We start from the raw sequence: 14,847 nt of genomic DNA, 5'->3' as shown, positions 1-14,847 counted from the left end.
TAATTAATCCGAAACATCTTAAAAACTGGTTTACTAATTGCTGCTACTGTACCTCATAACATCCGGAAGTGCTGTATCTTGCAGCCGTTCCGTTTCCCGCCTCATAGCGGTACAGCTTCCTGCAAAACGCGCTCCCGAATCCGTTCTTTGAGCATATCTACTGTGGCGATATCGACTTTGCGATTGAGCAGTTGTTCTAGATCGAGCAACAGTCCACCTGGAAACCAAGGCGTGATTTTGTCTAAATCGTAATCCACTAACAAATCAATATCGCTTTCTGGGGTCGCTTCGCCCCGCGCTACCGAACCGAATACGCGCACATTGTAGGCTCCGTGCTTTTGGGCAATGGCTAGAATTTGCGATCGCTCAAAATACAGTAATTCTTGAATGCCTAATCCTGTTTTTTTCATCAAGCCCTCCTCAACAGGGGTCATTGTTAGTTAATCAGCGAAAGTAGCTTAAATCTTTAAGCATTCAAAGCCAAGCTATCAGACATTGTAGAGTATTGTAGTATGCTCTCATAAGCTTTCAGAGTTAACAGGAGTTCATCTGGGAATGCAAATTGAACCCTACGACCCTCACCACCAAGATGGCAGTTATTCGTCTTTCGCGAAGGGCATGGGCTCCGGTCTTTGATTCGATTCAGAAGGCGATGAACCCGCTCTGTTTACCAGGCATTCTATCCCAATCATAGGCGTGTGAGCCAGCAAAAAGCCGCCCTTGGATGTCTGTGCTGCGGAAGACACGAATGTATGGGTTGCGATCGATGCAGGTTCTACTGTGGGCTTTGTAGCCGTGAAACTACGCGTTTGGGACAGCATGGGTGAAATCTACACGATCGCTGTCGATCCAGACTTTCAAGGTCGCGGCATTGGTAGTGCTCTGATAGAATTCGCTCTGGCTTGGATGAAAGATGCTGGAATGTCTGTGGCTATAGTTGAGACTGGGGGCGATCCCGGTCGTGAAAGAGCCCGTCACACCTATGAAAAGGTGGGCTTCGAGCTATTCCCGGTTGCCAGATACTTCAAGAAGCTTTAAGTGCAGATGTTAAGTCTCAAGGTTTACTTGGTTCTAGAGGGGCGATCGCACTCGTTCCAATACTCTGCCTTGGCATGATTTGCGAAGGCTCTGCCTCCAGCAAGCGGCAAAGCTGCATCGGAGCGGTAGGTTGCGACATTAGGTTAATGCTACTGGATAAGACCAATATAAAGGATATTATTATTATCAGCAAAAGTGACGAATAACACCCCAGATTTCCAGGATAAACTATCAGAAGTGATGGATAACACCCAAGAACCCAGACTTAACCTGCTTTCGTTTCTGTTTAATTCCTTAAAACTAGGAGGTTGTCCAACATATCTGATGGATAATTCACCCCCCGGTAAGGGTATTATCCACATATCTGCGGTTGAATGTACAGTTATATTTTTTTGGCATTAAATGTGCCAACAGCAACAATTGGAGAAAACAGATGTGGGATGAAAGATACAGTACCCAAGAGTACGTATACGGCACAAACCCGAACGAGTTTTTGGAAGCAAACGTCAGCAGTATTCCAAAAGGTAAAGTTCTGAGCGTGGCCGAAGGAGAAGGGCGGAATGCCGTTTTCCTTGCGAAACAGGGTTACTCTGTAACCGCTGTAGATGCCTCTCTAGTTGGTTTGAATAAAGCCAAAAAGCTGGCAGAGGATAACGGGGTGGTTGTTGAGTTTATTCATGCTAATTTAGCAGAGTATGATTTAGGCGAAAATCAATGGGACGGAATTGTATCTATATTTTGTCCGTTGCCCTCTTCAACAAGAAAACAGCTTCATAAAAAAGTTGAATCCGGGTTAAAGCGAAACGGTGTGTTTCTGCTTGAGGCTTATACACCCGATCAGTTAAAGCACGGTACTGGCGGCGGAAATTCAGTAGATTCGATGCAATCTAAAGAATCTTTAAGCCTTGAGTTAGCTGGCCTAAAGTTTAGGCATCTAATTGAGCTCGAGCGCGATGTAGTAGAAGGTATTTATCACACTGGCATTGGCGCAGTAGTTCAGGCGATAGCATCAAAAGAAATATAACATTCTGGTGCAGCGGATTGCCTGAAGCCGATACGCTGAGATGCAGAGTTCCCAACAACCGAGGATATACGGAAAAATTCAGCCTTTCCTCCAGAAAATACTTAATATAGGGAACAACTCTACCTGTCCACTAAATTTAGAATGATATACAGAACGATTCTGGCTGTCCATCTAGTTCTGGGGGATAGCTAGAATCGTTCAGCCTAATAATATTTAGACACTCGGAGAGAGCAGATGGATAAGCCCAGCATTCACGGTAGTTGCCTTTGCGGAACTGTGACCTTTGAAGTGAACCCACCGTTCCAGAAAATGGCTCATTGCTACTGCTCGCGGTGTCGCAAAGGCACGGGTACAGGCCACGCCACAAATCTAACCGTTGATCCGAGCGAGTTCCGATGGCTTTCAGGGGAGGAAGGCATCACGCGTTACGACCTTCCCGCGGCAACGAGCTTCAGCAAATGGTTTTGCAGTCATTGCGGGTGCCCGGTCCCGCGTCTAACGCGCAGCGGCCTAATTGTGGTTGTTCCAGCCGGCTCGCTGGATACAGCACCGCCTATCGCTCCGACGGATCGCATTTTCTGGGCATCGAGAGCGCCGTGGAGTTGTGCTAGCGGGGGGCTTCCAACCCACGACGAGTATCCAGAGTCATGGTAGAGCAAGAACGTGCCTAAAAAGATCCTCCAGCCGTCGGCCCAGCAAGTGCGGAGCGATCGCTATGTATGCGACATGAACTACAGGTTGCAATCAAAATAAAAGCCGATCGTTGGAGGTTCTAATTGGAACTGAAGAGAGATTGCAGGTACGACCAATGCTTGGAGAGTGAAGTGTACCGCTAGATTTATAGTTTGAAATCTGATGCAAGCGATAGCATCCTATCCTTCAACTTACTCCTGTAGAGAGAGGAAAGTTTTAGAACTGCTTACTAAAACACGATCGAATCGCCTGCCAATTTGAAGCATTTGAATTTTTTTCACGAAAGCAGATGCGGAATGCTAGGGAATTTAAGCTGCAAACAATCAGAGGGGATTTGTTGTGAAATCTCGAAGACTGCAATCACGGTTCCGCGATCGCTCGATCGTTCTGTGCTTCTCGATCGTCGCCCTTGTCGTTTCAGTCTTGCTATTAATCTCTGCGTTAGTAGGTGCTATTAAGTTCGACTGTTTGATAGTGCTGAATGTAGCGATCGAGGCTAGACCGCGGCGGTAGCTGGTGGGGATAAAGCACACCTTTCCAATGCTCGTAACTCCAACCTGAAGTGCCGATGCGAACAATCATCGCTTTTTTACTCCAACCAGACTGTGTTTGTGTTTGAATTTAAGTGTAGTCGGCCCGCCTCGCTACCGTACTACTGACCGAGCTTGCTTTGAGCCGGCAAAAGTCAAATGCCGCGCTTCGCCGCAACTTCAATTTGATATTACTGAAACTTAGATCTGGTTTAGCCTAAAGCTCAAGCTAGCAGATTCATCTGTGCAGTCAATCTCAAATCTCAAATTTCAAATCGACTGACGTTTAGTATAATAGTGCTGGCGATTTTGTTCGATCCAGCAAGATTCCGACCAATTATTATCGGGTGGATGCGCTAAATGGATGTAGATTAATTCAGGCGAGCGACAAAAAAATCTATCCTTTCCTAAGTATCGTTCCACAATATCTTGATCCTCAGCTCCCCAGCCAATGAATGTCTCATCCCATCCCCCGATTTCGATTAAGCGCTGGCTTTGAAATAGGGGTAAAACTCCAAATCTTTCCCGCCGGATCAAGTGCTTAAATAGCGCGGTGGGCATATCTTCTGGTGCAACTTGCGACTGTTCGATAATAGCCAAATTTTGAGCAAAATCCAGGGTCGGAGTATCGCACATCATTCGATACCCAGTTACTAACATTTGGGCTGAAAGTTGAGCCATTTTTAGATGGCGAGCGAGAGCATCTCCGTAGGGAATGAGATCGACATCAAAAGCTGCTACCCATTGCCCTTGCGCCAGAGATAAACCTAAATTTAAAGCTTTGGTTTTATGAAAAGTTCCCCCAACGGGCAGATAATTGTAACTGACTGGCAGGTTGGTAATTTCTGGTAAAATCCAAGCCGAAGGAATGCAATCGAGTTCAATCAAAATGATTTCGCAAAGAGATAATAAACTTTCCGATGCTTGAGTTTTCCACCACGCGAGTTGAGTTCTCAAATGCTCTTCCCGCTGGCGGTAAGTAATAATTAAGGATAACTGAAGTTCACTCACAACTAGAATTTGGGGTAAAATTGGCGGTAATTTCCAACAATGGATGAGGTAGCATTGCTGGCTGCCGTAAGTCTCCAAATATATCGCCTTTTTGGAGAGATTGCAAGCAAGAGATGATGTTGCGATCTCGCGTTTGTGTTGGTGGCAATTGCTGGTGGTGCTGATTGCGCGCAGCATCGCTATGAGAAAGATGAATTACATTTCCCGCCGCGCATATCTTGATGCCAAACAGGGTAGCGCGAATCAGCAAATCTTGGTCTTCCCATCCCCAACCTGTAAAACTTTCCTTGTATCCTCCTAATGATAATAGCGTTTGTTTGCGGGTACAGAGCAAACCGCATCCAGGTCGAACGCGATCTCCCGCCACCGCCGGTACAATATTAACCGTAGCAATCTGTTCGCCCCTCTGGATGTTGTAAGTATAGCGTTCCCGCTTTAAAGCTGTTGTTTGCGGGCGAGACTCTGCTACACTTTTCACACAGCAAATCATCCCATTATCTAAATTATTTACAGCAGATAAAGATGATAATTCTGGAAGAATATTTACAGTTTCTATCCGATTTTTAAAAGAAAGGGATTCCCGAGTAGTGGACTCTCCTAAAACACAAGATAATAGCTGTAAAATTGCTTGTCTGTTCCAGATGATGTCAGCATCAGAAATCAGCAAGTATTCGCTACTAGCCTGGAGAATACCCTGATTGATTAACTGAGATTTATTAAAATCAGATTGAGGATACTTGAACCACTCTACCTGCGATAATTTGGCTAAATCTTGTAAAACCGTTAAACATTTAGATTCAGCGGTACCGCCGTCGCAAATAATGATTTTAGTCACGGGATAACCAACTGCTAAAAGCGATCGCACGCAGTCAACGATTTCGGGACGATTTTTAACGGGGATAATTACCTGTAACACGATATTGATACCGCTCATCCAGAATCAGTCATTTCCAATCTCAAATCTCAAATCTCAAATCGATAGGCCCGAGCTCTCAAGGGCAGAACCGGCTATATAATTGAGTTCGATCGACCCTGCTGTTTTCAAAGGACGCAAATCCGGTAATTTGCCTGACCGCACCGCAGCACTGTTGGCGATCGCTCTTTTTTTGAGTTGCTGAATCAATTCTAAACGAACCGGAGCATCTAATCCAGTTGCTCGATCGGTAGTTAGGGAACCAGCTCGGTGTCGGCGAAAATAACCGTAATCGGGAACATTAACTATTGTCGCAGCAAACTGCGCTCGCAACAAAAACTCCGTGTCTCCCGAAAACCGCAATCCCGTAGCAAAACCGCCCAATCTCAACACTAAATTCCGCGAAACTAAGCTGGTAGGATGCAACAGCGGATGTCCCGGTTTTGCTGCTAGGGCGGCGCTGACATTGAGAGGATAAACCACCGGTAAAACCCTGTCATCTTCAAACACGCGTAACTCCTGAGTTCCGACTAATTCAGCTCCATAACTTTCGGCTGCTGCTAGCAGCAACTCCAGCCGATAGCTGCTCGACCAATCATCGGCATCTTGAAATAAATAAGCATCATAATTTGTTTGACAAATCACCTGTTGAATTAAGCGATAAGGGCCGACATTCAAAGCTGAAGCTAATAAAGTCACTCCCGGAAAGTCTCGCACGATATCTACAGGCGGCACATCCGAACCATCATCAATAACTACAATACCGTCCAGAGGTCTAGTTTGAGTTACCAGAGACTGCAAGCAGCGATGGAGAAACTGTTCGCAGCGATAATGGGGAATTACAGCCAGCACGCGAGATTTGCCAGTGATTGTATCATTTTTTTGAGAAAAATTTATATTTTGTTTGTCAATATTTTTAGTAACATTAGTGTTATTTATAAGTGAATTTTTCAAGAGATGAGAAGCTTTTGTTTTATAATGTTCCACCTCTAAAGTAGCAGTATTAGCCATGGCATTTCCCCAAGTAAAAGCGATGTTCTGCCGTTCTAATTCCCCAGCAACTGCTAACAAATTCCAACGATTTATTTCTAACTGCGGTAGTGCCGCTTTTACCAAAAAAGTTGATGCCATCCAAGCTAAGGTGGCGACAGGATATTGTCGGGCAGTTTCTAGAGGAAACTCCATCCTGGGCGGTAAGAAGGTCAGTGCAGTATTTGCGAGTTGAGGTGGCAAAAAATTTAATTGTGTATTTGCTGGTAAAATAGCTGTGACTTCTGTATTAATTGTATTTAAAAGTTGCAAATAGGATGTAAAATAAACCGTGTTGTGGGGATTTGAGGGATTGAATCTCATTACCTGTTTTAAGTCACAGGCTTGTTTTTGGAAAGTGGCTCTCGCCTCTATTTCCCAGTCAGGATTGCTGTTTCCCAGTATAATTATAGTTAAACTTACCATTAGGTGCGATCGCAAATTATAGATTGTTTGTAATTCATCTCTCGCGCTAATCTTTCAAATCCCGAAGCCCGCATATCCGGCGGTGCCGACGCAATTAAACACTGATAGGCTAATTCCCCTTCTCCCCGCGCTAACAAAAGTTTGGCTAATTTTAACAACAGCGGTATCCAAGGTATTGGGTCGAGTTCTCGCTCTGATAAGTTGCGGTTAATTAGTCCAGCGTTATTGGCAATTTTATCTAACCATTCTATAGGATTAATGTCTGTTTCCCACAGCAGTTTAGCATATCCCTGTTCCAGTTCTACTCGCGCTACCTCTGTCAGTAAAGTTGCTGTTGCTTGTAACTGAGATAAGGCGATTGTAGCTGATTCGCGATCGCCTGAGCCCGTAATTGCTTGCCGCCAAGTTAACCAAGCGTCTAAAAAACGGTCGCCTGTTGGGCTGCGGTATTTGCTGCTGAGTGCGATGGCTTTTCCACTCGCTAACTCGCACCAATATCCTAAAATTGGGATTTGGAATCTGTCAGCCCAAAAATTCAAATCTCCGATTAAAACAGCTAAAATTGGTTTCCAGGCTATCGCTAGAGTTGGATTTGCTTTTTTGGCTTTACTTGCTGCTAAATTGAAGGCTGCTAACAAGTGCTGAATGTTAAATACATCAAGCCTACCAGTCTCGGGTAAATTAGTATTTTCCCAAATGGATGCAGTAGTGTTATTCTCAAATCCTAAACTGGGAATTAGTAAATCTACCATCGCCGGATATTCCCGGCAATTCATCTCGGCTAAGCGCTTCTGGGCGTGGCGGTATATCTGCTGCCTTTTTTGGCTATCGGTTAAAAAGCTACACGCAAACAGCAATACCCGTACCGCCATCAATTCTACTGGCACTTCCCGATAAGTAGAACGCAGTAAAAGCTGTTCGATAGATTGTTCTGCGAGCGGCGATATTCCAGAAAAAACCATCATTTTTGGCTGAATTAAACTTGTTAACAATAAGGCAATTTCTCGGGCTTCTCCTAGGGGTAATAAACCCGATTCCAACCACTCGTTCCAAGATTTTTGTGTTACCCATTCGATCCATTCTAAAGCGCTACAGCTTTGTGGATTTTCTAGTTTGCTCAAATCCGATGAATCTACCATTACTCTCCCTCGAACTTCTCCCCATAAATTTTCTAACCAAAGCTGTAAAGGTTGCAGTTCGAGAATTTGCTGCTGTTCGACTTGCAGCCAAATATCTACTTGTTCTCGATCTTGCCTGACTATTTGATAGTTAAGAATCCCGTCAAACTCGGGCAAATAGATTTCCCCAGGATATTTTAAGCCTTGCTGCGTCTCGATTTGTGCTTGACTGCGGCCGAGAATTTTTGCAGTTAATCCCGAACGCCCGCAAGGACAAACATCAGGATTTAATTTCAGGCGATCGCCGCACTGATAGCGAACCAAAGGCATGGTACGATTGTATAAATCTGTAGTGACTAATTCACCGTCAATAACTTCATACAAACAGCGATCGATATCTAAATGCAGCCGCCCGCATTCAGGACAGCTCAAACCAGAAATTCCTGTTTCTTGACAACCGTACTCGTTAATAATTGGAGCTTGAAACACCGATCGCAGTAATTGTTCTTGGAATTCAAATAAAACCTCCCCGGTACAAATCACCCCTAAAACCGCAGGTATTGAATCTCCGAAAAGAGCAGCAGCCACTTCGCACAAACGACTGGGATAACCTCGAATGACAGCCGATTTGTTATGCAACAGTTTTGCCAAATTTTGCAGGAAATCCGGCGCGATATTTCCAATCAATGAAATATCGTTGACTCGCAGCGGCTGCAAACGGCTAGCAAGATTAATAATGGGGACTTGTTCGTCAATTCCCCACCAAGCTAAAGTACGTTTTCTTGCCCACAAACGCGCTTCATTCCACTCATTTCCGGCAAAGTATGTAAAAGATTGACCGGAAGTTCCGCTAGTCATTCCTCGGTAAACTAAATCATCAGCATTCGCCAGAAATAATCCGGGTTTTTGCCGGATTGTTTGTTTGTCAACGGGCTGCAAGTTAGCAAAAGCTGTTTGCCAATGGGAAACAAGTTGCGGGAAATCCGACTGGGAATCAATTAGTCCGGCTTGCAAAAAGCGGTGGTAATTTCCTGGGACTGTTGCGGCAACTTGTAAAACTCGTTTTAAGTTGATGGCGGTGCGAACGCTCAATTTTGTCATAAGTTGCCGCCTGGATAATTTGCAGGATTAGGACTTAGGTATAAATTCCAAATTAATCGGGTTAAAAAAACCTGGTTCTCGTAAAAAACACTGTTTTCTGCGTAGTCGATCAAAATTCAGCGTTATTTTTGAGAGTCTTTGTTGGCGATTCTATCTGCTATTTGCAGCCAATCTTCATGAATCAAAACTTGCCGTTCTTGCGACAGTCCTTTTAATTCGCCCCGCTGTATTTTCAGGGGTTTTTCGCAAAAATTGCCCAAAGGTTTGAGATAAGCTCTATTTACCCAGCCCACTCGGAAATCAGGTGCATTTGCAAACTGCCCTCCACTCAGATTTTGAGGGCTAGGACTATATTCACCGCCAATCTTTACCCACTGTCCCGTTGCATCTCGATCGCCCGTAACGACTTGCCAACCTTTAGGAACTAGCCCGATAACCGGGCCGTCGGGGGAAGAACGGATTGTCAGGGGATCTGTTTTGGTAACGACTTGAGCAAAGGGTCGAGGCTTGCCTCCATAGGGGCAATTTTGAGCCTGTAAAGTTGTTTGGGAGGGCGTCGCCAAAGTGGTTTTGATACCCAACAGAGATAATAGAGTTAAGCTCACAAATAGCGCAATTTGTTTCCAAACTTTTAATATATTCACAAAACGTATAGCCTTTTTTAGATAGATGAGGTGCAATAACAGCATCAGTTACATTGTATTTCATTTAGCTGAGAAAGGCTATATTTGCCAAATTATCGTTTGCACGGGTCAAGTTTAGGAAAACCAAACACTCAATCATGCTTACAGAATGGTTGCTTGAAAATAACCCCGATTGCTTTGCCGAGCTCGCCCAATTTTTGCGAGGTATCCTTGACAACGGTAAGGCAGCGGTGGATTGACGCGAGTGCGTAGGCGTAAGCCGGGGCGGAGCCATCGCTTCCAACACCAAAATTCTGGGAGAAACCGAACCAAACCCGCAACCCGCCCGCCATGCCCAAACTTCCAGATTGCAACCGAGAGCGATGGCTATGGGAAAGCAGCGATTGCCCGCTATGCAAGTCCTTACGAGCCTGCTACACATCACCCGCACCGCATTTTTGGTACGGTTGGCAACACAGACGAGCCTTCCCCCGACGCTCGCACGCCAGCAGAGTTCGCTCGGCAACTTCATCATGGTGTTGCCACAGCCTTTTCGGTTTCTAGGAATAGCTTTGTACGGTTTTCTTCACTGCAAATTACTCTGATTGTTTCGCACTTATTATGGCAAATACGACCAAAAGAGTGAGGTTTTCCTGACTGTTCCTCCACTTATAAAGCGGCATCATGATAACTGCAAGCAACGAGCTTCAACCCAAACTTTTCTTATAAAGCTTTACCATCTTTGAGGTGACAGATTATGTTGATGCGCTACTGGCAACCCTTCACGGAAATTGAAACCATCCGCCAGCAACTCGATAAAGTTTTTGATGACCAACGGGCAACAGCGAGAGATAACTCAGAAGCCGTTTGGATGCCCGCTCTAGAATTGGCTGATGCTGGGGACAACTTCGTATTAAAAGCGCAATTGCCTGGAATTGACCCCAAAGACATTGACGTTCAAGTCACCCGCGAAGCAATTTCTATCTCTGGCGAACGCCGCTACGAAAACACAGACGAGAAACCTGGGTACGTCCGCTCTGAATTCCGCTACGGCAAATTCCACCGGGTGCTTCCCTTGCCCGCACCCATTCAAAACGACTCCGTGCAAGCTGAATGCAAAGATGGCATTCTAACGCTAACTCTGCCCAAAGTGACTGAAGCTCGCAATAAAGTCGTCAAGATTAATTTGGCCCAGATTGCTGGAGCTTCAACGAATCCGGCTTTGGAACAGGCTAACCAATAACGATCGGCTGTGCTTAATCGTGAGGCAAATTTTCCTTTCATTGAGCCTGATTGGATTTACTGGCCGGGCAACGGAACTGGAAAAGCTGATACCGGGAGCTACCATTGCTCTCGGTATTCTTTATTTGGGAAAGCCGAGCGAAAAGCTACCTACAACTGTCCTGAACCCGCAGTGAATTTAGTAACGCTTACAACGCAGGCTTCCAGTAAATGCAGGAGAGAGGACGACGAGCAGAATACCCAATCGTGAGCCCAGGGGCATTGAAATCCCTTAGTCCTCCGTTCCACCCACTTCTGTGGCGAGTAAAGACGCTTGGAGTGCGGAGCGACCGCGGGGCGCTTTTACCGTCATCAGAAATTCTTGGGAAAACCGCTGCTGCCAGGAACGCGAAGGTTTGATAGTGCTGAACTCACGTATCTAGCAACTCCTGTAAAATCTGTTCTACTGTTACCTTCAACGGAGGTAAATTATTCTGTACGAGCGAGATCCTTCGATTGGTACTCAATCGCCTCCGTTCTCTACATCCATGCAGTCTAAAAAAGCACAATTTCTTATGGGCTAGTATCGAGAGGTGTTTTAAGTTTCAGCTTAACATTGGTTCCTTTTTGAAGGACAACTTCACCACCAGGACAAGACTTGACATAAGCCGCTGTTGCTGCACCCCCAGCTACAGCACCATGCTTAAAATTCGCTTTATTACCGAGGAAATGACCGGCCGCTGCTCCAGCTAAAATAATGCCAGCATTCTGAACAAACTTGCCTTTGGTTTTTGTTTCTACCTGAGTATTCACGCTCAGCAACATCAATGTATAAGCTGAGCGATCTGCGAGTTGAATGTCATCAAAAACTAGATGCAAACTCGATTTTTTGCCTTGAGCGGAATCACGACATCTTCCAGATGTCCCTGAATCACGGCATCTTTAAGAGTTTTATTGCCTCCTTTGACTCGCAGAGTAAAACGCTCGTTGTCGCGGTTTTTACCCGCGGACAAATCTTGTTGGAGAATGGTATCAAAACTGGTTCCAGCAGGGACGCCCGCTGGCTGATTTTTAAGCTTGCCGGACGTAGGGCTGAAGAGCTTAGATACAGGATTTGGGCTTTGATTAGCCGGAGCAGAAGTGTTGGCGATCTGCTCGCTTGACGAATGACAAGCAACAGTGTTGCACAATAATACGGCACCCAATAGTGCACAGGAATACGGCACCCAATAGTAAAGGCATTAACTTTTTCATCGTTGGTTTCTTCGATTCAATAGGCGATCGGAATCAAATTAAGCTAAAATTAGCCAATTGACAAGGGATTAACTGAGCAGAAATGCAAGCGCTCCTACAACTACGCTAGTTTAGCGAACGATTATGTAGGATTGTCTTCCTAACTACTGAAGTAAAAGTCTCCTTTTAATTCTATTTCCCAGTCCGTAAAGAGGTTGAACTGCCAACAAATGAAAAGCCACTCCGCAGGGATTTATTGTTGGCAACCTGCACATTAAACCTCACGGTATCAACCATTTTACCTGATTTAGCTTGCAAATTCCACTCTCCTGTTTTCAGATTCCAGAATAGCGAATTAGACGACTGCGTGGCTAACTTCTTACCATTCAACCACCACTCGATAGGGGTATTATTTACTCCTGATAATTTAAACTCTAGCCGTGCATTTTTATTATAGTTCATCACAAAATAATCATCATTTTGAGGAAAGACTATTTTGAAATTACCGTTACTCAAACTAGAGTTACTCTGCTTTGCTAACCAGCCATTATATTCTTCAGATAACTTTAAACTCCCTGACTCAGTTTCGTACTTACTAATATCTTCAGGATAAAAATATTCTTGCACAACTGACGGACAATCAGGGTTAGGTCGCCACCCAGAAATAGCACAAATAGGGCGCTGTACTAACCCTTTCAAAGTCGGAAAAGCCGCAGGTTCTTGATGTTCGTGTAAGTGTAGCATAATGTGATTCCATAGAGGTGCAGCACCCATAACTCCAGAGACTTTTTTCATACGATCGCCATTAAAATTTCCGACCCAAGTAGCAACAGTATAATCAGTAGTAAAACCCACCGTCCAAGTATCCCGAAAATCAGAAGAAGTTCCAGTTTTCACCGCCGTAGGAAAGGGTAAAGCTAACACCGAATCCACCCCAAATTCTTGAGCGCGGGCGTGAGTATCGCTCAGCATATTAATAATTAAAGCCGCTGCTTTCCGCTCGATTATAGGTTGAGAACTAGGAAGTTGAAAAGCCAATGCTTTCTGCTCGATAATCGGTTGAGAATTAGGAAGTCTATCGGCATCGAATGTAGTTAAAATAGGCGTTAATTGTCCTTGTCTCGCCAACGTAACATAAGCCCTAGCCAACTCAAACAAACTCACTTCACCGCTACCTAAAACTAACCCCAAGCCATAGTATTCTGGAGGTTGAGTTAAATGCTCAAAACCCAGTTCATGTAGCCGATTGAGGAAGCTAGAAACTCCCACCTTTTCTAATACCCTTACTGCTGGAATATTGAGGGAATTTGCTAAGGCAATTCGCACCCTCACTGGACCTAAAAAAGTGCGATCGTTATAATTAGTAGGGCTATAAAGTTTTGCGCCGGGAATGGCATAATAAGTCGGCACATCTGCTAAAATCGTATTGGCTCTAATGGCACGTTTTTCTAAGGCTAATTCATACAAAAAAGGTTTAAGAGTAGAACCAGGCTGACGTAAGGCTTGCACTCCGTCATTTCGACCTATTTCTGTTTGATTAAAATAATCTGGAGAACCGACATAAGCTAAAACTTCGCCAGTGTGATTATCTATGACTAAAGCTGCGGCATTATGGACATTATGGGGAGATAAAGTGTTGACGACTTGCTGCACTTGTGCTTCAACAAACTGCTGTAAAGAACGATCGATAGTAGTGCGAATATGAGACGGATGCTGCTTGGGTAATTGATTGGATAGCCAGAATAAAAAGTGAGGTGCGGCAATAATTCCCTGTTCTTTCGGTGCTAGCAAAATTTCTTCAGCCAAGGCTCTATCTGCCTGCGAGCGCGTGATATATTTGTCCTTGACCATGCGATCTAGTACGTAAGTTTGCCGCTTCTTCAAAGATTGCCAACGGTAGTAAGGATTGAGATTATTTGGATCGTTAGGAATGGCTGCTAAAAGGCTGGCTTGAGCAAGATTGAGATCGGCGGCGGAAATGCCAAAATAGGTGCGAGAAGCGGCTTCTACACCGTAAATATTGCCGCTCATGGGTAATCTGTTGATGTAAGATTCGAGAATTGCATCTCTATTCATGCCGGCAAAAATACGCCAAGATAGCCAAATTTCTCCTACTTTGTGAGGCAGTGTGCCAGGAGCAGGCTCTAGCATCCGTGCTAACTGCATGGTGATGGTGGAAGCACCGCTGACTACGTGTTTGGCTTGTGCAGCTTCGAGGAGCGATCGCGCGATTGCTCTCACATCCATAGCACCGTGTTGATAAAATCGGCTGTCCTCAGCGGCGATAATTGCTCGCACAAAGTGAGAAGAAACTTGATTTAAGGGTACTGCGACGGTATGTTCTTGGTCGCGAGTGAGAATAGTGCCCAGGGGGAGTCCGTTGCGATCGCTAAATTCGATCGCCGACTGCTCCTGGGCGATGTCAGCAGTACGGAGGGGTGCGAGATAAGGAAGCGATCGTACAATTAGGCAAATTAATACTAACACCAAAAATAGACGAAATTTCGGGTTTCTATATTTGGGCCAAACTTTTTGGATAATTTCGATCGGCCACAGCCTCAATATCCTCATCAATTAATCCCTCAGCCAACAAAGGTTTAATCTATAGCCTTTCTCAGTAACATGATGTGCGATCGTTAATAAGTAATAAAAGCTATATTTCCGATCGAGAAACGCATCTACCGGATTCACAAAAGACTACAACCCCAAGATACTTGTTTCCAGAAACTACCGGGTTCCCACCTCATTAAGAAACAATACAAAATCCTTACCCTTATAAAATTAATTGTTAACTTTAATGATTGATATAGCCAGGGTAAGAGCATCTCAATCACGCTTGACAAAAGGACTCAGAAGAATCTAATATATTGTCAGTCAAACAAGAACG

16 protein-coding genes are annotated in these 14,847 nt (G+C 44.7%); 5 read left to right on the top strand and 11 right to left on the bottom strand.

Features of this window, described 5'->3' with window-relative positions; genetic code table 11:
• Window positions 1–101: 101 nt before the first annotated feature.
• Complete coding sequence (locus tag QUA02_RS30940; protein ID WP_333033439.1) at window positions 102–410, bottom strand: nucleotidyltransferase family protein; 309 nt, start codon at window positions 408–410, stop codon at window positions 102–104.
• A 310-nt stretch (window positions 411–720) separates the two neighbouring features.
• Here QUA02_RS30940 and QUA02_RS30935 point away from each other — a divergent pair, with 310 nt between their 5' ends.
• Window positions 721–1,038 carry a GNAT family N-acetyltransferase gene (locus tag QUA02_RS30935; protein WP_333033438.1) on the top strand — a complete coding sequence of 106 codons (318 nt, stop codon included), beginning with the start codon at window positions 721–723 and terminating at the stop codon, window positions 1,036–1,038.
• 16 nt (window positions 1,039–1,054) lie between these two features.
• Here the strand turns inward: QUA02_RS30935 and QUA02_RS30930 are convergent, their stop codons facing one another.
• On the bottom strand, window positions 1,055–1,177 hold the full coding sequence (locus QUA02_RS30930; protein ID WP_333033437.1) for a hypothetical protein: 123 nt from the start codon (window positions 1,175–1,177) through the stop codon (window positions 1,055–1,057).
• A gap of 294 nt (window positions 1,178–1,471) precedes the next feature.
• On the opposite strand from QUA02_RS30930, the gene QUA02_RS30925 reads away from it, so the two are divergent.
• Window positions 1,472–2,062 (top strand): class I SAM-dependent methyltransferase, encoded by a 591-nt coding sequence (locus QUA02_RS30925; RefSeq protein ID WP_333033435.1) that lies wholly within the window; start codon window positions 1,472–1,474, stop codon window positions 2,060–2,062.
• A gap of 234 nt (window positions 2,063–2,296) precedes the next feature.
• Window positions 2,297–2,716: a GFA family protein gene (locus QUA02_RS33780; RefSeq protein WP_445305227.1), complete on the top strand. Its 420-nt coding sequence runs from the start codon at window positions 2,297–2,299 to the stop codon at window positions 2,714–2,716.
• A gap of 480 nt (window positions 2,717–3,196) precedes the next feature.
• On the opposite strand, the gene QUA02_RS30920 is transcribed toward QUA02_RS33780, so the two are convergent.
• From QUA02_RS30920 to QUA02_RS30895, 6 genes are all read right to left on the bottom strand, one after another.
• Window positions 3,197–3,337, bottom strand: a complete 141-nt coding sequence (locus QUA02_RS30920; protein WP_333033433.1) for a DUF72 domain-containing protein — start codon at window positions 3,335–3,337, stop codon at window positions 3,197–3,199.
• A gap of 218 nt (window positions 3,338–3,555) precedes the next feature.
• Window positions 3,556–4,296 carry a galactosyltransferase-related protein gene (locus QUA02_RS30915; protein WP_333033430.1) on the bottom strand — a complete coding sequence of 247 codons (741 nt, stop codon included), beginning with the start codon at window positions 4,294–4,296 and terminating at the stop codon, window positions 3,556–3,558.
• Window positions 4,289–5,230 (bottom strand): glycosyltransferase, encoded by a 942-nt coding sequence (locus tag QUA02_RS30910; RefSeq protein ID WP_333033429.1) that lies wholly within the window; start codon window positions 5,228–5,230, stop codon window positions 4,289–4,291. Before QUA02_RS30910 ends, QUA02_RS30915 begins: the two co-directional genes overlap by 8 nt.
• Before the next feature lie 36 nt (window positions 5,231–5,266).
• Window positions 5,267–6,664, bottom strand: coding sequence for a glycosyltransferase family 2 protein (locus QUA02_RS30905; protein ID WP_333033428.1), 1,398 nt, complete (start codon window positions 6,662–6,664; stop codon window positions 5,267–5,269).
• The gene (locus QUA02_RS30900; RefSeq protein WP_333033427.1) at window positions 6,664–8,883 is read right to left on the bottom strand and encodes a phenylacetate--CoA ligase family protein; all 2,220 of its coding nucleotides are present in this window, start codon (window positions 8,881–8,883) and stop codon (window positions 6,664–6,666) included. The genes QUA02_RS30905 and QUA02_RS30900 overlap by 1 nt, the downstream gene beginning before the upstream one ends.
• Before the next feature lie 122 nt (window positions 8,884–9,005).
• On the bottom strand, window positions 9,006–9,488 hold the full coding sequence (locus QUA02_RS30895; RefSeq protein WP_333033426.1) for an SH3 domain-containing protein: 483 nt from the start codon (window positions 9,486–9,488) through the stop codon (window positions 9,006–9,008).
• A gap of 431 nt (window positions 9,489–9,919) precedes the next feature.
• On the opposite strand from QUA02_RS30895, the gene QUA02_RS30890 reads away from it, so the two are divergent.
• Together QUA02_RS30890 and QUA02_RS30885 are read left to right on the top strand one after the other, a co-directional pair.
• Window positions 9,920–10,111, top strand: a complete 192-nt coding sequence (locus QUA02_RS30890; RefSeq protein ID WP_333033425.1) for a hypothetical protein — start codon at window positions 9,920–9,922, stop codon at window positions 10,109–10,111.
• Window positions 10,112–10,263: 152 nt separating this feature from the next.
• Window positions 10,264–10,749, top strand: a complete 486-nt coding sequence (locus tag QUA02_RS30885; protein WP_333033424.1) for an Hsp20/alpha crystallin family protein — start codon at window positions 10,264–10,266, stop codon at window positions 10,747–10,749.
• A gap of 551 nt (window positions 10,750–11,300) precedes the next feature.
• Here the strand turns inward: QUA02_RS30885 and QUA02_RS30880 are convergent.
• The 3 genes from QUA02_RS30880 to pbpC form a co-directional block, all read right to left on the bottom strand.
• Entirely contained in the window at window positions 11,301–11,606 is a 306-nt protein-coding gene (locus tag QUA02_RS30880) for a hypothetical protein (protein WP_333033423.1), read from the bottom strand.
• Window positions 11,597–11,932 carry a hypothetical protein gene (locus QUA02_RS30875; RefSeq protein WP_333033422.1) on the bottom strand — a complete coding sequence of 112 codons (336 nt, stop codon included), beginning with the start codon at window positions 11,930–11,932 and terminating at the stop codon, window positions 11,597–11,599. Before QUA02_RS30875 ends, QUA02_RS30880 begins: the two co-directional genes overlap by 10 nt.
• Window positions 11,933–12,152: 220 nt before the next feature.
• On the bottom strand, window positions 12,153–14,531 hold the full coding sequence (pbpC, locus tag QUA02_RS30870; protein WP_333033421.1) for a penicillin-binding protein 1C: 2,379 nt from the start codon (window positions 14,529–14,531) through the stop codon (window positions 12,153–12,155).
• Between the last annotated feature and the right edge of the window lie 316 nt (window positions 14,532–14,847).

Source organism: Microcoleus pseudofavosus SVA1_A4 (genome assembly GCF_036700565.1).
In the GTDB taxonomy this organism is placed as follows: Bacteria; Cyanobacteriota; Cyanobacteriia; order Cyanobacteriales; family Microcoleaceae; genus Microcoleus.
The sequence above is the reverse complement of the archived record's forward strand: the minus strand, read 5'-3'. Positions and strand labels throughout refer to the sequence as shown.